Raw genomic sequence first — 19,748 nt, forward strand, 5'->3', positions numbered from 1 at the left:
AACAATAATTTTTAATTTACCTGTTTATCTTTATTTGTAACATTACTTTTATAAAACCGCCCCGTTATCAGGGGGCTGCTAATCATAATCAACGCGTGAAAAAATATTGCCTTACTATTGATCTGTATAACGATCCGGGTTTGATTGCCGCTTATGAAGACTGGCACAAAAAAGTTTGGCCCGAAGTATTGCAGAGTATTACCGACAGCGGAATACTTAACATGGAGATATACCGCTTTGCGGACAGACTGTTCATGATAGTTGAAGCAGATGATACCTTTACCTTCGAGGCTAAGGCACAGGCTGATGCCACGAATGCCAAGGTACAGGAATGGGAAACGCTGATGTGGCAATTTCAGAAGCCTATGCCACAGGCAAAATCCGGTGAAAAATGGATGCTGATGGATAAGATATTTGAATTGAAGTAAGAACACCAATGCCTGATAGTAACAACACAACCTATATACAAATACACCCCGCTGATAATGTATTGGTGGCGCTCACCAACTTAGCAGCAGGTACACCTATACAGTTTAACGGCGAGCGCTTTTTGCTTGCTACCGATGTTGCCGCCAAGCATAAATTCACCATAAGTGACTTAAATGCAGGCAACGATATATTTATGTATGGCGTGTTAGTGGGCAAGGCTAACCAGCCCATACCGCAGGGCTCTGCAATTACGGTTGATAACGTAGTGCATGCCTCGGGTGAATACCACCTGGGCAACCGTAAAACAGACTGGCATAAACCTGATGTATCGGCGTTTGAGGGGCGTACCTTTATGGGCTATCACAGGGCAGATGGTTCGGTGGGAACCTGCAATTATTGGCTGGTCATTCCGCTGGTGTTTTGCGAGAACCGCAATATCAATGTATTAAAGGATGCGCTGACCGAAAAGCTGGGCTTCACCAAACCGCGTGGTTATACCAACGAGGTTGACAAACTGGTTGATATGTACCGTACCGGCCAGTCGGTTGAGGAGATATTGCAAGCCGACCTGGAGTTAACACCGGAGAGCAAAACCGCGCAAAAGATTTTCCCTAATATTGATGGTATAAAATTCATCAACCATGATATGGGCTGCGGCGGCACGCGTATTGATTCGGATGCGCTTTGCGGGCTGCTTGCCGGTTACATAACCCACCCTAACGTGGCCGGTGCAACGGTGTTGAGCTTAGGTTGCCAGCACGCGCAGGCGAGTATACTACGCAGCGAGATAGAAAAACGCGACGCTAATTTTAGCAAGCCATTTTATATTTTAGAGCAGCAGCAATTGGGTACCGAGAGCACTTTATTGCAGCAAGCCTTAAAGCAAACTTTTGCCGGGCTGATAGAAGCCAATAAAGTTGAAAGGCAACCTGCACCACTATCAAAACTTTGTGTGGGTTTGGAGTGCGGCGGCTCAGATGGTTTTTCAGGTATATCAGCCAATCCTACGCTCGGCTATTTGTCGGATATTTTAGTGAGCCTGGGCGGCAGCGTTATCCTGGCTGAATTTCCGGAACTATGCGGCGTAGAGCAGGAACTGAGCGACCGCTGTATTGACGTGCCAACTGCCGAAAAATTTATGCACCTGATGCGTACGTACAACGCCCGCGCCGAGGCTGATGGTTCAGGCTTTTATGCTAACCCGTCACCCGGTAATATAAAGGATGGATTGATCACCGATGCCATTAAATCAGCAGGGGCGGCCAAAAAAGGCGGTACATCCCCTGTAACAGCTGTGCTGGATTATCCCGAAAAAGTAACCAAACCCGGCCTTAATTTATTATGTACGCCCGGTAGCGATGTGGAAAGCACTACGGCAGAGGTGGCATCAGGAGCTAATATCGTGTTGTTTACTACGGGTTTAGGCACACCAACAGGTAACCCGGTAGCGCCGGTTATCAAGGTGGCCACCAATACAGCCTTATATAAACGCATGCCCGATATTATTGACATCAACTGCGGTACCATCATCGAAGGGGAAGAAACCATAGCGCAGGCTGCCGAGCGTATGCTAAATTACGTGATAGAGGTAGCCAGCGGCAACATCACGCCGAAGGCAGTTAAATTAGGTCAAGACGATTTTATTCCATGGAAAAGAGGGATATCATTATAATTATAAACCATGTTCAGTTTACAAAATAAAGTAGCGGTAATTACCGGCGGCGGCAGTGGTATCGGCAAAGCCATATCATTATTATTTGCCAAACAGGGTGCTGCGGTACATATTATCGAACTAAATACGGACGCCGCAACTGATGTAGTTGCCGAGATAATAACCGCAGGTGGCAAGGCACAGGCCCATGCAGGTAATGTTACTGACCAGGCCGCGATAAGCGCCATATTCAATGGTATTGGCAAAGTGGACATACTGGTAAACAACGCCGGCATTGCCCATGTAGGCAATCTGGAAAATACCGGCGAAGCTGATTTTGAACGCATTTTCCAGGTGAACGTAAAAGGCGCTTACAACTGCCTTTACGCTGCTGTACCGCTGATGAAACAGAACGGTGGCGGCGCTATACTAAACATGGCATCCATAGCTGCGCATGTGGGCATTACCGACAGGTTTGCCTATAGCATGAGCAAAGGGGCGATATTTGCCATGACCTTATCGGTAGCGCGCGATTACCTGAAAGATAACATCCGCTGCAACAGCATATCACCGGCGAGGGTGCATACGCCTTTTGTTGACGGTTTTATAGCCAAAAATTATCCGGATAACCAGGCCGAAATATTTGAGAAATTATCCAAAAGCCAGCCCATCGGCCGGATGGCTAAACCGGATGAAATAGCTTCGCTGGCCTTGTACCTTTGTGCTGACGAAGCGGGCTTTACTACCGGTACCGATTACCCTATTGATGGTGGTTTTATTACGCTGAACAATTAATTTGATATATGAAATTAATAAGATACGGTGCCGCCGGTCACGAAAAAACCGGTGTACAGATTGATGGTGTTAACTACAGTACTGCCGGTTTCGGCAGCGACTATAACGAGCAGTTTTTTGAAGCAGGTGGTATCGAAGCGCTGGCTGCTTACCTGAAAGATAACCAGAATAAACTTGAAAAGATTGATGACAGTGAGCGTTTGGGAAGTCCGATTGCCCGTCCGTCAAAAATTGTATGTATTGGTTTGAACTATGCCGATCACGCGCACGAAACCAATGCTCCGCTGCCACCCGAGCCGGTGATCTTTTTTAAGAGTACTACTTCGCTGGTTGGTCCGTATGATAATGTGGTGATTCCTAAAAATTCCGTAAAAACGGATTGGGAAGTGGAATTGGCAGTGGTTATCGGCAAAAAGGCATCGTACGTTGAAGAGGCCGATGCTGCTGATTACATAGCCGGTTATGTACTACACAACGACGTATCAGAACGGGAATTTCAATTAGAGCGTAACGGTACCTGGGATAAAGGCAAGGGCTGCGATACCTTTGCGCCGATGGGTCCGTTTTTGGCCACGCCGGATGAATTGGGTGATATCAATAACCTCAGCCTTTGGCTAAAGGTAAATGGCGAAATCATGCAAAACGGCAGTACTTCGAACCTTATATTCAACATACCGTTCCTGGTATCATATGTAAGCCAGTTCATGACGTTGCTGCCCGGTGATGTTATCTCAACCGGTACACCTGCAGGGGTAGGCCTTGGCTTTAAGCCGCCGGTATATCTAAAGCCCGGCGATGTAATGGAACTCGGTATTGATGGTTTGGGTTCATCAAGGCAACTGGCAGTGGCTTATGAAAAAAATTGATTCGCACCAGCATTTCTGGCAGTATAACCCGGTAAAGGATGCCTGGATAACCGATGATATGTCGGTAATTCAACGCGATTTTTTACCTGATGATCTTTTGCCTTTACTGCAGCATAACCAGATTGAAGGCTGCGTGGCGGTACAGGCTGATCAAAGTGAAGCAGAGAATAACCTGTTGCTTGGGTTGGCTAAGAACGCACCGTTTGTAAAAGGTATTGTGGGATGGATTGATCTCCGCGCCGAAAATGTCGACGAGCGATTGCAATATTACAAGCAGTTTGAGCTGATGAAAGGCTTCAGGCATGTTTTACAGGCCGAAGATGCATCATTTATGCTGACTGAAGAATTTAAGCGAGGCATATCAAAGCTGGCCGCCTACGGCTTTACTTATGATATACTTATCACAAACGAACAACTAAAAGCAGCTAATGAGCTGGTAGCATCTTTCCCCAATCAAAAGTTTGTTATTGATCATTTGGCCAAACCCGGAATAAAAGCCGGTGATATTGACATTTGGGCAGAAGATATCACAACCATAGCCAGGCTTAAAAACGTATATTGTAAAGTATCCGGTTTTAGCACCGAGGCTGATTGGTACCATTGGACGCTTGACGATGTCAGGCCGTACCTCGATGTTGTTTTCAGGCAGTTTGGTATAAATAGAGTGATGTATGGTTCTGACTGGCCGGTAAGCATAGTTGCGGGCGGATACAACCGGGTTATTCAAAGCCTCGAAACTTATATGCAGCAGTTTAACGCGCAGGAGCAAAGCTTGTTCTGGGGTGAAAACGCTGCTGAATTTTATAACTTAAAAAAATAACTGGTCTTTTATGGATCTGAAACTCAAGGATAAGGTAATTATTGTTACCGGCGGAGCGCGGGGCATAGGCAAAGGCATTGTGCAGGTATTGGCTAATGAGGGTGCCATTGTGGCCATTGTAAGCCGTACCGAAACCGAGAATTTAAAAACACTTGGCGAGGTAGAAGCGGCAGGTGGTACCGGCTTCCAGGTAGTGGCCGAGCTTTCAAACCCTGAAGCCAGCAAAGCCGCGGTTGAAGCGGTTGTTGCCCGCTATGGCCGCATTGACGGACTGGTGAACAACGCAGGCGAAAATGACGGCGTTGGGTTGCAAAGCGGTAACTACAATAAATTCATGCAATCGCTTCACAAAAACCTGGTGCACTATTATATGATGGCGCACCATGCGTTGCCTTACCTGATTGAAAGTCAGGGAAGCATAGTTAATATAACTTCAAAAACAGCCGAGACAGGTCAGGGCGGAACATCCGCTTACGCGGCTTCAAACGGTGGCCGAAACGCGCTTACCCGCGAGTGGGCAGTTGAATTACTGCCGCACAACATCCGTGTAAACGCGGTTGTGGTTGCGGAGTGTTACACGCCGTTATATGAGCGCTGGATACAAACGCTGGGCAATCCGGAAGAAAAACTCAAAGAGATCACCTCAAAAATACCTTTAGGCAATCGGATGACGACTACCGAAGAATTGGGCAACGCCGTGGCGTTCCTACTATCGCCGGTATCGAGCCATACCACCGGGCAACTGATTTATGTTGATGGGGGTTATGTGCATCTGGACAGGGCCATATCCTAAATATTTGTGCAGATGAAGGTCGGGTTATTTGTTCCGTGCTATATAAACCAGTTTTACCCCAAGGTAGCTATTGATACGCTGGAACTTTTAGAGAAATTTGGGCTTGAAGTGGGTTATCCGCTCAATCAAACCTGTTGCGGGCAGCCGATGGCCAATTCGGGTTACGAGCATTTAACCGGTTCAACCAACGAGCTGTTTACCCAAAACTTTGCCGGGTACGATTATATTGTGTCGCCATCCGGCAGTTGTACGCTGCATATTAAGGATCATTTACACTCAGATGAAGCTCCTGCCGAAGCGAAGAATATCCGCTCACGCATTTATGAGCTCACCGAGTTTTTAACGGATATCATTAAGATTGATAACATTAAAGCCAGCTTTCCGTACCGGGTAGGGCTGCACCAAAGTTGCCATGGGCAACGTGGACTAAAACTTGCGCAAATGACGGAGCTTACCGCGCCTGCCTTCTCCAAACCGGAGCAACTGCTCAAAATGGTTAACGGCATTGAACTGGTGCCTTTAACCCGTGCCGACGAATGCTGCGGCTTTGGCGGCACGTTTTGCGTGGCTGAGGAAGCGGTATCCGTAAAAATGGGAAAGGACCGAGTGGCTGATCACATAAAAAACAACGCCGAATACATTACCGCGGCCGATATGAGCTGCCTGATGCACATGGAAGGCATCCTGAAACGCCAGAAAAGCCCGGTAAAAGTGGTGCATATTGCTGAAATTTTAAACGCAGCTATGGTATGAGTGCAGGAAAGGATCACGCGGCATTAGCCCAGGTTTTTAACAACGACGAAAACCGTGTAGACTGGCACGATGAAACCCTGTGGTTTGTGCGTGCCAAGCGCGACCGCGCCAGTCATGGTATACCTGACTGGGAACTACTGCGAGAAACAGCATCGCAAATAAAACATAACGTACTCTCAAACATGCATAATTACCTGGTGCAGTTTGAAGAGAATGCCCTTACCAACGGCATCAAAATACATTGGGCCGCTGATGCCGCTGAGCATAACGCCATCGTGTTATCCATCCTGAAAGAAAAGGGAATTGACCGTATGGTGAAAAGCAAATCCATGCTTACTGAGGAATGCCATTTGAATGATTTTTTGCAGGATAACGGTGTCGAGGTAATTGATTCTGACCTGGGTGAACGTATTGTTCAACTGGCTAAAGAACCACCCAGCCATATTGTGCTGCCTTGCATCCATAAGAAAAAGGAAGAGATAGGCGATATATTTCACGAGCATTTAGGTACAGCCGCCGGCGAATCTGACCCGCAGATACTGACAGAAACCGCCCGACAACACCTGCGCGAAATATTTATAACCCGCCGTGCCGCGCTAACCGGCGTAAATTTCGCCATTGCCGAAACAGGCGAGTTTGTGGTTTGTACCAACGAAGGTAATGCCGATATGGGCGCCCATTTAGCCGATGTACACATAGCCAGTATGGGCTTTGAAAAGCTGATCCCCCAGCGTAAACACCTCAGCGTGTTTTTACGTTTGCTTACGCGCAGCGCCACAGGGCAGCCCATTACTACGTATTCAAGTCATTTTAAAAAGCCGCGCCCCGGCCAGCAAATGCACATCATTATTGTGGATAACGGGCGCAGCATACAGTTAGGCCGCGAAGATTTCCGTAACTCATTAAAGTGCATCCGTTGTGGCGCTTGTATGAATACCTGCCCGGTTTACCGCCGTAGTGGGGGGCATAGTTACCATACGGCTGTGGCAGGGCCAATAGGCTCTATACTGGCACCCAACCTGGATATGGAAAAGTACGCCGACCTGCCATTCGCATCAACGCTTTGCGGGTCATGTTCCAACGTTTGTCCGGTTAAAATTGATATTCACGATCAGTTATATAAATGGCGGCAGGTGATCGTAAAAAACGGTTACTCCACCAAAACCAAAACAGCCATGATGAAGGGCATGACCCTGGCTTTATCATCCCCGGCAATATTTAACCTGTCGGGTAAGGCCGGCAGGTTGGCTTTAAGATATATCCCGTTCGCGGTAAATAATGGCCTTAACCCCTGGTTCAAGCAGCGCGATATGCCGACACCACCGGAGGACTCATTTACCGACTGGTACAAGAAGAACCGGAAAGGAGAGAAGCCATGAGCCGTGAAAGCATCCTGAATGCCATCAAACAAAATCAACCTGAACTTAGTCCTTTACCGACCGAGGTTGACTTCTGCTTTGAAGATATTAATCCGGTAGAGAAATTTAAACAGGTACTGGAATTTATTGGCGGCAAATTGCATGCCGTAAGTAACTATGCTGAAGCTAAGGAATATCTCGATTCGGTAATGCCACCCGCAGGGCAATGGATAACTGCTGTTCCTGAATTTCAGGATCATGCTGCTTTTGTTGAACCCGGAGATCCGCACCTGCTTGAAAATGTGGATGTAGCCATAATAAAAGGCCACTTTGGTGTTGCCGAAAATGGTGCCGTTTGGGTAACGGAGGAATTAATGGGTGCACGTGCTTTACCGTTTATTACGCAGCACCTGGTTATCCTGCTAAACAAAAACAACGTAGTGCCGCTGATGCAACAGGCTTACCAGTTAATAGCTGATAAGGAGTACGGTTATGCCGCGTTTATTGCTGGCCCCTCAAAAACCGCTGATATTGAGCAGTCGCTGGTGATAGGAGCGCATGGCCCGCGTAGTTTAACCGTAATCTTAACAGATTAGCAATCTTAAAGCATTATCCGCCAGTTATTTACTTAATTAAAAAAATTAAGGTTAAATTTTTATATTTTCAAAATATATGTAAATTTGACAGTTAACACAATTATAATGACCGTAACAGATATTTTCAAAAGCATTTTTGAGGCGGAGCCTTTAGTGGTGCAATCGCCGGGGCGTATTAACCTTTTGGGTGAACATACCGATTATAACGAAGGCTTTGTATTGCCTGCCGCCGTAAACAAATATGCTACGGTTGCTGTAAGCGCTAACGATACCGGCAATATTGTAATGCACTCGGTGCAGTTTAATAAAACCGTGACCGTAGCCTTAGCCGATATTGCCCCACAAACCGAAAATTCATGGACTAACTATGTATTAGGCGTTACGGACGGCTTGATACATGGCGGCAAAAAGGTTACCGGTTTTAATATCGCTGTTGACGGTGATATTCCAATCGGTGCCGGTATGTCATCATCAGCAGGTATATCATGCGCAGTAGCTTTCGCGCTGAATGAATTATTTAGCCTGGGCCTTACCCGCGAACAACTGGCACGCACTGCACAATGGGCTGAGCATAACTATGCCGGTGTGGCCTGCGGCATAATGGATCAGTTTGCCAGCTTGTTTGGCAAGGCTAACCACCTGATCCAACTGGATTGCCGTAGCATGGAGTATAAATATGTGCCTATTGAGATGGAAGGTTACGCACTGGTATTATTTAATACCAACGTGAAACATAACCTGGCTTCCACCGAATATAACCAGCGCCGCCAGCAATGCGAAAAAGGTGTTGCCCTGGTAAAAGAGAAATATCCGCAGGTAAACAGCCTGCGCGACGTAACGATGGATATGCTGCACGAACTGGTTGAACCGGTTGATGTATCAACCTATACCCGTTGCAAATACGTGGTTGAGGAGAATGACCGCCTGCTTAACGGTTGTGAAGACCTGCGCAAAGGCGATCTGGAAGCTTTTGGTAAAAAGATGTTCGCTACACACCATGGCTTGTCGCAAGAGTATAACGTGAGCTGTCCTGAACTGGACTTTTTGGTTGATGCTGTACGCAATGATGCTGATGTATTAGGTGCGCGTATGATGGGTGGCGGCTTTGGTGGTTGCACCATCAACCTGATTAAAGAGGATGCGATAGACAAAATAGCCAAAGACCTGGCACCAAAATATGAAGCCGCTATGGGCAAACCGCTTACTACCTATGTGGTATTAACCGGCGATGGTACATCAATCGTATCAAAACCTGTTGTAGCAGCTTAACCGCATAAGCGATAAAAAAAAGGCCGGATGTATAAACATCCGGCCTTTTTTAATGGTATAGGGTTTGGGTTATTTTGCTTCATTAATTTGCAGTACCACGCTGTTGCGGCCTGCTTTTACATCGGGGTTGTAACCAATGGTCATCAGGAATTCGCCGCTGTAGGTTTTAGTCGCATCCAGCGATGAATTGCTGCCCGGGTACAGGTTGATCTCCTTTAAAGTATAACGTTTAGCCGCATCGAGGCCCTTAAGTTTGATAGGCAATTTGCTGCCTTCGTCATAACGGTTATTCACCAGGTAATTGAACATTACACCGTTGCTTTTTACCTCATCAATATACATAATTGCGGCTACGCTGTTTTTACGCGGATCAGCCAGGCGATATTGCTCGCCATGCCAGATAACATCTTTCAGCTGATTATAATTTTTAATGGCATTCTGGCAAAATTTGAGTTCATCGCCGCTGAGCTTGCTTACCACAATATCAAAACCCAGCTTACCCATCATGGCTACATCCACACGGAATTTTATAGGCTGCTTGCCCCAATCGGTTACGTGGTTTGAGCTGGTAATGGCAGGGTAGAAGTATGAGTATTCCCATTGGATGAATATACGTTCCAGCGGGTCGGTATTATCGCTTGGCCAAAACTCGGTAAAGTACTTCAGCGCGGCATAATCAACCCGGCCGCCGCCGCCCGAGCAAAGCATCATAGGTACTTTAGGGTATTTGGCACGAATGCGCTCCAGCACCTTATAAAGCCCGCGCATGTATTCAATATAAAAATGCGATTGGTTTTTAAGATGTGCCGAATAAGCATTAAAAATCACCGCGTTACAATCCCATTTAATATAAGCCAGTTCCGGATTTTTGGTGAAAAGGTCATCAACAATACTGAATACAAAGTTCTGTACCTCCGGGTTAGCCAGGTCAAGCACCAACTGGTTACGGAAGTAATGTTCAGCACGTTTTGGCTGTTTAATTACCCAGCTGGGATGTTTTTCGTAAAGTTCGCTTTTAGGGTTCACCATTTCAGGCTCCAGCCAAATGCCGAATTTAACACCATTGTTGGTAGCTTCTTTTACCAGGGATGATACACCGTTAGGCAGCTTCTTTTTGTTTTCCTGCCAATCGCCCAGGCCTGCATTGTCGCCATTGCGGGGGTATTTGTTGGCAAACCAGCCGTCATCAAGCAAAAACATATCAACGCCCAGCTTCTTGGTGTCCTTTATCAGTTCAAAAAGTTTTTGCTCCTCAAAATCAAAGTATGTGGCCTCCCAGTTGTTAAGCAGGGTAAGGCGGTTGCCGTTGCCATCCAGTATGCGGTAGTTGCGTGCCCAGTGCTGCAGTTTACGGCTGGCATCACCCTTACCCTTATCACTCATGGTGTATAAAAAGGCAGGCGTGGTAAACACCTCGTTCGGCTTTAAGGTATAGGCAGATGCATAATTGTTAGCACCAGCAATGATGCGCAGGTTATCCTGATTATCCAGTTCCAGATCTGTACGGAAATTGCCGCTCCACTCAACCGAGCCGTAAAGTACCGTGCCTTCGTCCTCAGTAGCGGGTTTATCTAACGAAACCATAAAAACCGATGGCTGAAACAGGTTGGCGCGTGTGCCCAGCTTGGTATCCAAGGTTTTGATGCCGTGGGTAATCAGACTCTCCTCCGGTTGCATTTCTTTGGCCCAGTCGCCGTGGTATTGGGTAAGGTAATACTTAGCAGCCTTTAAATACAGATTGGCTGAAGCAAATTTTTGCAGCACCACATTGCCTTTCTCGCTATGTTTAATGCTACTCCATTGCTCCACTACATCCTCGTTAAAATATGATTTATAGTAAAGCGTAACCTCAAAATTATAAGCCGGATCTTTAAGCACCACACTTAATAACGATACATTGTTATCCGTCTTGGTCACTTTATGGCTCACATACCGCAGATCGAGCGAGTTGTTGTCATCGGCATGGGTAACGGTTATGGCCGGTTCAAAATAGCCGCGGGAACCGGAGGTTGAATAAGCCGAGTTTGAAGTATTGTCGGTATAGTCGGCCGTTTGTTTATATACAGATGGTATTTGCGCGTAAGCCGCGGCATCATTAAGTTTTTTGCCGAGATAGATGGTGCCTACGTCTTTCTTGCCGTCAACCTGTAAAACAAGCGCGTTGTTTTTGGTTTCGACAGGTATGGTAATGTTTTGTGCCCTTGCAAGGTTGGTTAGGCCGAGCGCGAAGGCGAGCGCAATTAATGTTTTAGAATTGATAATTGGTTGGTTATTGTTCATTCTATAAAAATAATATTAATAGCTTATAAATGTCGGTTAAACATATAATTGGTTGGCAAGCAAAAAGTGTATAGCAGCGGCTTTTTACTTTTGGCAGGGTTTTGATCTTCAATCCCAAACCTAACAGCTAAGGCATATTTGTAAAATGGATAATCCTATCAATTGGATGGATTATAAAGGCTGTTTTTAAAGCTGTTTAAGCGTTGGATTAAAAAATACTATGAATGGCGGATGGTATAATCCATTAAAAAAAAAGAATTATCTATTCTAAATCCTCTTTGGGGGCTGTTACTTTGAAAACGTCAACAGTCCAGTTAAACAAACCAATATAATCATACAAACAGTTTTCTGATGGTTTTCGCGGTTAACGCCGTGCAGGCAGCTTGTTGATTTTATTTAAAAAAGTCGATCTCAAAAAGCTTATCATAAATGCAATTATTAAAAGATAAAGTAGTTTTTTTAACCGGTGGAACCGAGGGTATCGGCTTTGAATGTGCCCGTGTCTATCGTGATGCTGGCGCAGCTTTGGCCATTGTGTCAAACAATCAGGAGAGTATCGACAAGGCTTCGGTTACCTTAAACGGCGACGATATATTATATATTTATGCGGATGTATCGGTCGTTGACGAGATCGCACAGGCCGTTGATACCGCTGTGGCAAAATTTGGGCGCATTGATGTGGTGCACAATAACGCCGGTATATCTGACCCATCAAAAAACCTGCACGAAACTACTGATGACGAATGGCAACGCCTTTTCGATGTAAACGTAAAAGGGATTTTTAACACCACCCGCCACGCAATACCTCAGCTTATAAAAAACAAGGGCAATATTTTAAACACCGGCAGTATGGCCGGTGAAATAGGGCAGGAGATACACGCCGCCTATAGCGCTACCAAAGGCGCTATCAGCGCGTTAACCAAATCAATGGCTATTGATTATGCCCCGCATGGCATCAGGGTAAACGCTATAGCACCTGCCGGGGTGTGGACACCCATGCTGCGCAGTTGGAGCGAACAGCAGCCCAGCCCCGCATCTATCGAAAAATACCTGGATAGTATACACCTGCTGGGCTATTGCCCTGATGCTGATGTAATTGCCGATGCCTGCCTCTTTCTGGTATCAACGCCATCGCGATTTATCACCGGCTGTATTTTACCTGTAAGCGGCGGTGCCGAGTTAGGTTATCGCCGTAGTAATTAACACCTTAATGCTTTTTAAATGATCAAAACCATACAAATACAAGATACCCGTTATCAATTGGATGGCAATGCCGGAAGTGATGCTATCCATCGCGATCCGGTATATTCATACGCGGTAACCTTGCTGCATGATGATAGCGGCCTTACCGGTACCGGCCTGGCCTTTACCCTGGGTAAGGGCAACGAACTGGTTTGCGCCGCAGCTAAGTTTTATGCTGATAAACTGAAGGGTTTGGATATTGAAGAGGTAATGAGCAACTTCGGCGTATTGTTTAACAAGCTGGCTAACGAGCAACAGTTCAGGTGGTTGGGTCCGCACAAAGGGGTGGTGCATCTGGCGCTGGCCTCGGTAACCAATGCCTGTTATGATCTGTGGGCCAAAAAGCGCGGTGTGCCGCTGTGGAAACTGCTTATAGAGCTATCGCCCGAACAAATAGTTAACACGCTCGATTTAAGTTATTTAGAGGATGAGTTAACCGCTGAACAAGCTGTAGAGTTGATTACAGCACAGCAAAGTGATATAATCGGTCGGGAACAGATCATCCAACAGGGCTATCCAGGTTATGATACATCCATAGGTTGGTTTAATTACAGCGACGAAAAGGTACGCGAAAACTGCCTGAAAGCCGTAGCCGAGGGTTTTACCGCCATGAAGCTGAAGGTAGGCTCCACCGATGCGCAGCGTGATATACGCCGGGCGCATATTGTGCGCGAAACCGCCGGCGATGCAGTAAAGGTAATGCTTGATGCCAATCAACAATGGAACCTGCCCCAAGCCATAAGTATTTGTAACGAATTGAAAAGCATAAACCCTTACTGGGTGGAGGAGCCAACGCACCCCGATGACGTACTTGCCCACAAAACCCTGGCCGAAGCCATTGCACCGGTAAAGCTTGCCCTTGGCGAGCATGTACCTAACCGGGTAATATTTAAAAACTATTTGCAAACCGGCGCGGCTTCATTCATCCAGGTTGATGCGGTGCGTGTGGGTGGGGTGAGCGAATTTATTACCGTTAGCTTGCTTTGCAAAAAGTATGGCATACCGGTGGTACCGCATGTGGGCGATATGGGGCAGCTGCACCAGCACCTGGTTTTATTTAACCATATAAAACTTGGCCACGAAGCCTTATTTTTAGAGCATATTCCGCACCTGCAAAAGCATTTTGTTAACCCGGTGGTTATTGAAGGCGGACTATATAAAACACCACAGGCACCCGGCAGTAGCTGCGACCTGAAACCAGTATAACCAGCATGATAGGTTCAGTAGATATTATAATTACAGTGCTGTATATTTTGGGCATTGTTATTATCGGCTTATGGTCGGGCATCAGGCATCAGCATAAAAGCAAGGCAAAGGGTGCTGCAGGCGAATATTTTTTGGCCGGTAAAACATTGCGTTGGCCAACTATCGGGCTAGCCTTGTTCGCTACCAATATATCATGCGTGCATTTGGTAAGCCTGGCCCAAAGCGGGTTTGACACCGGCCTGCTCAACGGCAACTTTGAGTGGATGGCATCGTTCACGCTTATTTTATTGGCATTGTTCTTTGTGCCCTTCTACATCCGCTCCGGTGTTACTACATTACCGGATTTCTTGGAAAAGCGGTATGATCGTGCCAGTCGGGATTGGCTGGCCTTTGTGTCCGTACTTTCAGCTATCATCATACACATCGCTTTTTCGCTTTTGGCGGGTGGCATTGTGTTACAAACCCTTTTCGGGGTTGATATGTATACCAGCGTTATCATCATCTCCTTGTTAACCGCCCTGTACACTGTTGCCGGGGGCTTAACGGCGGTGGTGGTTACCGAATCTATACAAACTATTGTTCTATTAGTGGGTGCCGTGATCATGTGCGTAGCGGCAGGGGTAAAAATGGGCGGGTGGGAGCCGATGGTTGATATGTTGCAGCAGCACGGTCAAATGAGCAAACTATCCATGATGCGGCCGCATGGCGACAGCAGTGGCATGCCCTGGTACTCGGTATTTTTAGGGTATCCGGTGCTGGGTATATGGTATTGGTGCGCCGATCAAACTATTGTACAGCGTGTTTTAGGCGCAAAGGATCAGGATCATGCGCGTGTAGGGTCGTTATTCTGCGGATTTATCAAGATACTACCCGTTTTCATTTTTGTGCTGCCAGGTCTTTTTGCTTACGCGCTTTCGCAAAAAGGACTGCTGGATGTATCGGCCCTGCAAACCATGGTTGATGGTAAGCAGGTAGTGAACAGCAAGGGCGTTTATACATTGATGATAACACAGCTCATCCCCAAAGGATTGGTAGGGGTGCTGGTAGCGGCACTTTTGTCGGGATTGATGAGCCAGATTTCAGGCGCGCTTAACTCTATATCAACCCTGGTAAGCTATGATATTTATAAACGCTACAAACCACAGGCTACCGACAGGCAACTGGTTAAAACCGGCAAAATAGCCGCGGGTGTAGCCATGCTGGTGTCGCTGTTTATGCTGCCGTTATTAAACAGTTACGAGAGTATTTTTAACGGCCTTAATGATATCATCGCCCATATAGCACCGCCTATAACCTGCGTGTTCTTGTTAGGCATATTCTGGAAAAGGGCATCCGCGCAATCATCCAAACTTACTTTGTGGCTGGGTTCCCTTTTAGGGGTGGTGGTTTTTATCACTTCGAAACTAATGCCTGCTTCAGTTATAGGGCAAATACCTTTTATGATGATGGCTTTTTACCTGTTTTGCGCTTGTGTAATGATGCAGGGGCTGTTCTCGTACGTTCACCCCGTTCGTCATACTACGGATAGTGAAACCCTGTATTGGAATTCGCCGTTTGATGCGTTAAAGGGCCCAAGCTGGAAGGGGATAGGTAACTACAAGGTGCTATCGGTACTGCTGCTGGTTATTATGTCGGTGTTATTTTATTTATTCAGATAAATGATGAAGCATATTATTCACGGCATTGCGCTATGTGTGCTTTTTGTTTTTGCGGGTTGTGGATCATCTGCAACAAAAGCCAGGCGCTATGGTATGGTTACCGGGGTAAAGCCTGATAAGATAGCCTATTACAAAAAACTGCATGCCAAACCTTGGCCGGGTGTGGTTAAAAAGATAGCAGAATGTAACATCCATAACTATTCTATCTATCTGCAAAAAATAGATGATAAGTATTACCTGTTCAGTTATTTTGAATACACCGGGAATGATTTTGATGCGGATATGAAGAAAATTGCTGCCGATAGTACCACAAAGCGCTGGTGGAAAGAAACCGACCCAACGCAACTGCCCTTACCCGAAGCGCTTGCCAAACACCAGATATGGACAGCAATGCCTGAATTATTTCATCAGCAATAATTATTTTCTTCCTGATTGATCGTTTTAGCAAATTTGCTCATCAGTCTGCAATCGATTTTTGTTAATTAATGCTAAAACTTTAGCTGGTTTTTTAATGAAAATGAAAAAAGCTTTTACCATAATCGAATAATCCATTATAATAAAAGAATACGTCATTTATCACGCTGGTTTGGTAGTATACATTTGTTTCATAAGCCGAAATATAATAACAACAATTTAACGTAAAGGCATTCGCAGTAACAATGCCCATTAATGCAGGATTAAAGCCTGTACAGGCAGCTTATTGCTTTTTTTTACCAATTATTCACCCTTTTTTATGAGTAAACTTTACAAACTAAGTAAACGCCTTTTGGTGTTAAAAATTCCTAGAAAGTACTTACCGGCCGCCTGTTGCCTGCTGCTATTTTCGGTGCTCATGATTACGGCACAAAGTAGTATCGCACAAAACAGGGTGACCATTACGGGTACCGTAACCGACACAACCGGCGGAATTATTGCCGGTGCTAACATTACCGCGCTAAACAAAAACGGCAAAGCCACATCAACTGATGCTAACGGTAAATTCGTTTTGGATGTTGAGCCCGGCACTGTTTTAAAGGTTTCCTTCGTCGGTTATCAGGATAAGCAGGTAACCGTAAGTGCCGACCAGCGCACCTACAAAATTGTTATCAAGGAAAACGTAGCACTTGCCGAAGAGGTAATTGTAACCGCCTACAGCCGCAAGCAAACCCGCGAAGCATTGGTCGGCTCGGTTACCACGGTAAAGCCCGGTAATTTAAAAATACCGGCCAGTAACTTAACAACCGCGCTGGCCGGGCAGGTTGCCGGTGTAATTGCGTATACACCAAGTGGGCAACCCGGGCAGGATAACGCCAACTTCTTTATACGCGGGGTAACTACCTTTGGTTATAAGCGCGATCCGCTGATTTTGGTGGATAACGTAGAGCTTACCTCGTCAGACCTGGCCCGTATACAGGTTGATGATATCGAAAGCTTTTCAATACTTAAGGATGCCAGCGCTACGGCCCTGTACGGTGCACGCGGTGGTAACGGCGTTATTTTGGTGAAAACCAAAGAGGGTAAAGTTGGTAAGGCGCAGATCAACTTCAGGCTGGAGAACTCCATTTCACAATCGGCCAAAACCATTGAGCTTGCCGACCCTATTACTTACATGCGCCTGTTTAACGAGGCTACGGTAACACGTAACCCGCTGGCGCCACGCCCGTTTACTGAGAACAAAATACTAAATACCCAGGCTACTTTAGCCGGAGCGCCGGGCAGCAACCCTTATGTTTACCCGGCGGTTGACTGGATTGATATGCTGTTTAAGGACAGAACCAACACCCAGCGTGCCAACCTGAACATCAGCGGCGGCGGTGGTGTGGCCAAGTACTACTTCGCCGGTTCTTACTCAAATGATAACGGTATTCTGCGTACCGACATCCGCAACAATAACAACAACAACGTTAAGTTTACCAACTATCAGCTACGTTCAAACATCAACGTTAACCTAACCGATAAAACTGAGTTGATATTAAGGTTATCGGGTAACTTTAACGAGTACAACGGTCCGTTAACCAATGACGCTTCTTTCTCTACGGATTTGTACAATGTGGCTATGCATACCAGCCCGGTGCTATTCCCGGCGTTTTACGAGCCGGATGAAGCTAACCGGAATACGCAGCACATTTTATTCGGCAATACGTTGTCTACAGGTGGTTCGCCGGCAAATAATAGTATCGGTCAGATAAATCCCTACGCTTCATTATTGCGCGGTCATAAAAACTTTGTGGAGTCGCGCATGCTGGCTCAGCTCGAACTGAACCAAAACCTGAACTTTATAACAAGCGGCCTAAACTTTCATGGGTTGTTCAGCACCAACAGGTATTCGTACTACACGTCGGACATGAGCTATTCGCCGTTTTATTATAACGTTGCTACATATGATAAGCCGAGTAATACCTACACCTTACAATGGCTTAACCCGCAGCCTACCGGCAACAATGTAGCCAGAGAATACCTGGAGTATAACCGTAATATCGGCAGCGATAATATCAATACCTTCGTTTTTTTTCAGGGTGTGCTTGATTACAGCAGGACGTTTGGTAAAAACCATAACATCAGCAGTTCATTAATCGGTACCCGCCAGCAGCAGGTATATTCGGACGCTAAAGATCCACGGTCAGGTACTACAACGCTTCAATACTCATTGCCGTACCGTAACCTTACGCTTGCAGGCCGTGCAACATACTCTTTTAAAAGCAAGTATTTCCTGGAGTTTAACTTTGGTTATAACGGATCCGAAAGGTTTTCCGAAGAGCACCGTTATGGTTTTTTCCCGGCAATCGGTGCTTCGTGGATCATATCTGAAGAAAAATTCTGGGGCGATCTATATGATGTATTTGACCGTGTGAAGATCCGCGCCAGCCATGGTTTGGTGGGTAACGATGCTATCGGCGTACAAAGGTTCTACTACCTGTCAGACGTTAACTTGAACGGCGGTAATTCGGCTGTATTTGGTACCAATAACGGTTATGGCCGTAACGGTGTTAGCATCCGTAACTACGAAAACCGCGATGTTACCTGGGAAACCTCACAACAAACAACACTTGGTTTAGAATTTACGCTGCTTAAAAACCTGAATGTAATTGCCGAGGTTTACAAAAACCATAAATACAATATTTTACAGGACAGGGCATCAATCCCGACTACTATGGGCTTAGAGGCCCCGATTGCAGCCAACATCGGTAAGGTTGACTCAAAGGGTATTGATATATCCGTTGATGGTAAAAAACAATTCTCAAAAAATGCATCGGTTTCACTGCGTGGTAACTTTACCTTCGCGCAAAATAAATTTACTCAGTTTGAGGAGCCGAATTACCTTGAGTCGTATCGTTACAACGTAGGCCAATCGCTTAACCGCCAGTACGGCTACATTGCAGAGCGTTTGTTTGTGGATGATAACGAAGCGCGTAACTCTCCGCAGCAGGTATTCAGCACAAACGGGCAGCAGCCAATGGGTGGCGATATCAAATATCGCGACCTGAATAACGACGGACGGATTGATGGTGCTGATCAAACCTTTATTGGTTATCCAACCGTGCCGGAAATTGTTTATGGTTTTGGTATAACTTCACAAATACACAACTTCGATTTTTCAGCTTTCTTCCAGGGCCAAACAAGGGTATCATTCTTTATTGATCCGGCCCGTACCAGTCCATTCATTCAAAGTCCGGATTCGTGGCTGCCTGGGAATACGCAGCTGTTAAAAGCCTACGCCGATGATCACTGGTCAGAAGATAATCAAAACCTTTACGCGCTTTATCCGCGTTTGGGCGCCAACGGTGCTCAAATTGAAAACAACCGCCAAAACAGCACCTGGTGGATGCGCGATGGCAGCTTTTTAAGGCTTAAACAATTGGAGATAGGTTATTCCATTCCCAGAAAATTTGCGCAATCGCTTAAGCTGCGCAATGCCCGTATTTATTTCAGCGGCCTGAATTTAGTAACCTGGAGCCCTTTCAAACTTTGGGACCCGGAGATAGGCGGCAATGGTTTCAATTATCCTATTCAGCGCGTATTCAACCTTGGCCTCAATGTAAATTTATAATTAGT

16 protein-coding genes are annotated in these 19,748 nt (G+C 46.1%); 15 read left to right on the forward strand and 1 reads right to left on the reverse strand.

The genetic code is table 11. From position 1 onward, the window contains the following. Positions 1-95 precede the first annotated feature (95 nt). From ABD960_RS05405 to galK, 10 genes are all read left to right on the forward strand, one after another. Complete coding sequence (locus ABD960_RS05405; protein WP_345329896.1) at positions 96-428, forward strand: L-rhamnose mutarotase; 333 nt, start codon at positions 96-98, stop codon at positions 426-428. Positions 429-436: 8 nt separating this feature from the next. Further along, positions 437-2,101: a UxaA family hydrolase gene (locus ABD960_RS05410; protein ID WP_345329897.1), complete on the forward strand. Its 1,665-nt coding sequence runs from the start codon at positions 437-439 to the stop codon at positions 2,099-2,101. Positions 2,102-2,110: 9 nt separating this feature from the next. Further along, a complete protein-coding gene (locus ABD960_RS05415) occupies positions 2,111-2,875 on the forward strand; it encodes an SDR family NAD(P)-dependent oxidoreductase (RefSeq protein ID WP_345329898.1) in 765 nt (254 codons plus the stop codon). Between the two features lie 8 nt (positions 2,876-2,883). After that, on the forward strand, positions 2,884-3,741 hold the full coding sequence (locus ABD960_RS05420; RefSeq protein ID WP_345329899.1) for a fumarylacetoacetate hydrolase family protein: 858 nt from the start codon (positions 2,884-2,886) through the stop codon (positions 3,739-3,741). Further along, positions 3,728-4,561, forward strand: a complete 834-nt coding sequence (locus ABD960_RS05425; RefSeq protein WP_345329900.1) for an amidohydrolase family protein — start codon at positions 3,728-3,730, stop codon at positions 4,559-4,561. Before ABD960_RS05420 ends, ABD960_RS05425 begins: the two co-directional genes overlap by 14 nt. A 10-nt stretch (positions 4,562-4,571) precedes the next feature. Beyond that, positions 4,572-5,354, forward strand: coding sequence for an SDR family oxidoreductase (locus ABD960_RS05430; protein ID WP_345329901.1), 783 nt, complete (start codon positions 4,572-4,574; stop codon positions 5,352-5,354). A 12-nt stretch (positions 5,355-5,366) separates the two neighbouring features. After that, positions 5,367-6,107: a (Fe-S)-binding protein gene (locus ABD960_RS05435; protein ID WP_345329902.1), complete on the forward strand. Its 741-nt coding sequence runs from the start codon at positions 5,367-5,369 to the stop codon at positions 6,105-6,107. Beyond that, the gene (locus ABD960_RS05440) at positions 6,104-7,486 is read left to right on the forward strand and encodes a lactate utilization protein B (protein WP_345329903.1); all 1,383 of its coding nucleotides are present in this window, start codon (positions 6,104-6,106) and stop codon (positions 7,484-7,486) included. The genes ABD960_RS05435 and ABD960_RS05440 overlap by 4 nt, the downstream gene beginning before the upstream one ends. Then, positions 7,483-8,061 carry a LutC/YkgG family protein gene (locus tag ABD960_RS05445; protein WP_345329904.1) on the forward strand — a complete coding sequence of 193 codons (579 nt, stop codon included), beginning with the start codon at positions 7,483-7,485 and terminating at the stop codon, positions 8,059-8,061. The genes ABD960_RS05440 and ABD960_RS05445 overlap by 4 nt, the downstream gene beginning before the upstream one ends. Positions 8,062-8,166: 105 nt before the next feature. Further along, a complete protein-coding gene (gene galK, locus ABD960_RS05450; RefSeq protein ID WP_345329905.1) occupies positions 8,167-9,330 on the forward strand; it encodes a galactokinase in 1,164 nt (387 codons plus the stop codon). Between the two features lie 69 nt (positions 9,331-9,399). Here the strand turns inward: galK and ABD960_RS05455 are convergent, their stop codons facing one another. Then, complete coding sequence (locus tag ABD960_RS05455; protein ID WP_345329906.1) at positions 9,400-11,610, reverse strand: alpha-galactosidase; 2,211 nt, start codon at positions 11,608-11,610, stop codon at positions 9,400-9,402. Between the two features lie 429 nt (positions 11,611-12,039). On the opposite strand from ABD960_RS05455, the gene ABD960_RS05460 reads away from it, so the two are divergent. The 5 genes from ABD960_RS05460 (at position 12,040) to ABD960_RS05480 (ending at position 19,743) form a co-directional block, all read left to right on the forward strand. Continuing rightward, positions 12,040-12,813 (forward strand): SDR family NAD(P)-dependent oxidoreductase, encoded by a 774-nt coding sequence (locus ABD960_RS05460; RefSeq protein WP_345329908.1) that lies wholly within the window; start codon positions 12,040-12,042, stop codon positions 12,811-12,813. An 18-nt stretch (positions 12,814-12,831) separates the two neighbouring features. Further along, positions 12,832-14,058: an enolase C-terminal domain-like protein gene (locus tag ABD960_RS05465; RefSeq protein WP_345329909.1), complete on the forward strand. Its 1,227-nt coding sequence runs from the start codon at positions 12,832-12,834 to the stop codon at positions 14,056-14,058. Between the two features lie 5 nt (positions 14,059-14,063). After that, a complete protein-coding gene (locus ABD960_RS05470) occupies positions 14,064-15,716 on the forward strand; it encodes a sodium:solute symporter (protein ID WP_345329910.1) in 1,653 nt (550 codons plus the stop codon). Continuing rightward, positions 15,717-16,133: an L-rhamnose mutarotase gene (locus tag ABD960_RS05475; protein ID WP_345329911.1), complete on the forward strand. Its 417-nt coding sequence runs from the start codon at positions 15,717-15,719 to the stop codon at positions 16,131-16,133. A gap of 316 nt (positions 16,134-16,449) precedes the next feature. Further along, a complete protein-coding gene (locus ABD960_RS05480) occupies positions 16,450-19,743 on the forward strand; it encodes a SusC/RagA family TonB-linked outer membrane protein (protein ID WP_345329912.1) in 3,294 nt (1,097 codons plus the stop codon). Positions 19,744-19,748 lie beyond the last annotated feature (5 nt).

The sequence above is a fragment of the Mucilaginibacter defluvii genome (genome assembly GCF_039543225.1).
Classification (GTDB): Bacteria; Bacteroidota; Bacteroidia; order Sphingobacteriales; family Sphingobacteriaceae; genus Mucilaginibacter; species Mucilaginibacter defluvii.

Coding starts and splice junctions, on each gene's coding strand:
- ABD960_RS05445 (WP_345329904.1), top strand. CDS start 7,483: ATGAGCCGTGAAAGCATCCTGAATGCCATCAAACAAAATCAACCTGAA.
- ABD960_RS05435 (WP_345329902.1), top strand. CDS start 5,367: ATGAAGGTCGGGTTATTTGTTCCGTGCTATATAAACCAGTTTTACCCC.
- ABD960_RS05430 (WP_345329901.1), top strand. CDS start 4,572: ATGGATCTGAAACTCAAGGATAAGGTAATTATTGTTACCGGCGGAGCG.
- ABD960_RS05425 (WP_345329900.1), top strand. CDS start 3,728: ATGAAAAAAATTGATTCGCACCAGCATTTCTGGCAGTATAACCCGGTA.
- ABD960_RS05455 (WP_345329906.1), bottom strand. CDS start 11,610: ATGAACAATAACCAACCAATTATCAATTCTAAAACATTAATTGCGCTC.
- ABD960_RS05475 (WP_345329911.1), top strand. CDS start 15,717: ATGATGAAGCATATTATTCACGGCATTGCGCTATGTGTGCTTTTTGTT.
- ABD960_RS05410 (WP_345329897.1), top strand. CDS start 437: ATGCCTGATAGTAACAACACAACCTATATACAAATACACCCCGCTGAT.
- ABD960_RS05460 (WP_345329908.1), top strand. CDS start 12,040: ATGCAATTATTAAAAGATAAAGTAGTTTTTTTAACCGGTGGAACCGAG.
- ABD960_RS05480 (WP_345329912.1), top strand. CDS start 16,450: ATGAGTAAACTTTACAAACTAAGTAAACGCCTTTTGGTGTTAAAAATT.
- ABD960_RS05440 (WP_345329903.1), top strand. CDS start 6,104: ATGAGTGCAGGAAAGGATCACGCGGCATTAGCCCAGGTTTTTAACAAC.
- galK (WP_345329905.1), top strand. CDS start 8,167: ATGACCGTAACAGATATTTTCAAAAGCATTTTTGAGGCGGAGCCTTTA.
- ABD960_RS05415 (WP_345329898.1), top strand. CDS start 2,111: ATGTTCAGTTTACAAAATAAAGTAGCGGTAATTACCGGCGGCGGCAGT.
- ABD960_RS05465 (WP_345329909.1), top strand. CDS start 12,832: ATGATCAAAACCATACAAATACAAGATACCCGTTATCAATTGGATGGC.
- ABD960_RS05420 (WP_345329899.1), top strand. CDS start 2,884: ATGAAATTAATAAGATACGGTGCCGCCGGTCACGAAAAAACCGGTGTA.
- ABD960_RS05470 (WP_345329910.1), top strand. CDS start 14,064: ATGATAGGTTCAGTAGATATTATAATTACAGTGCTGTATATTTTGGGC.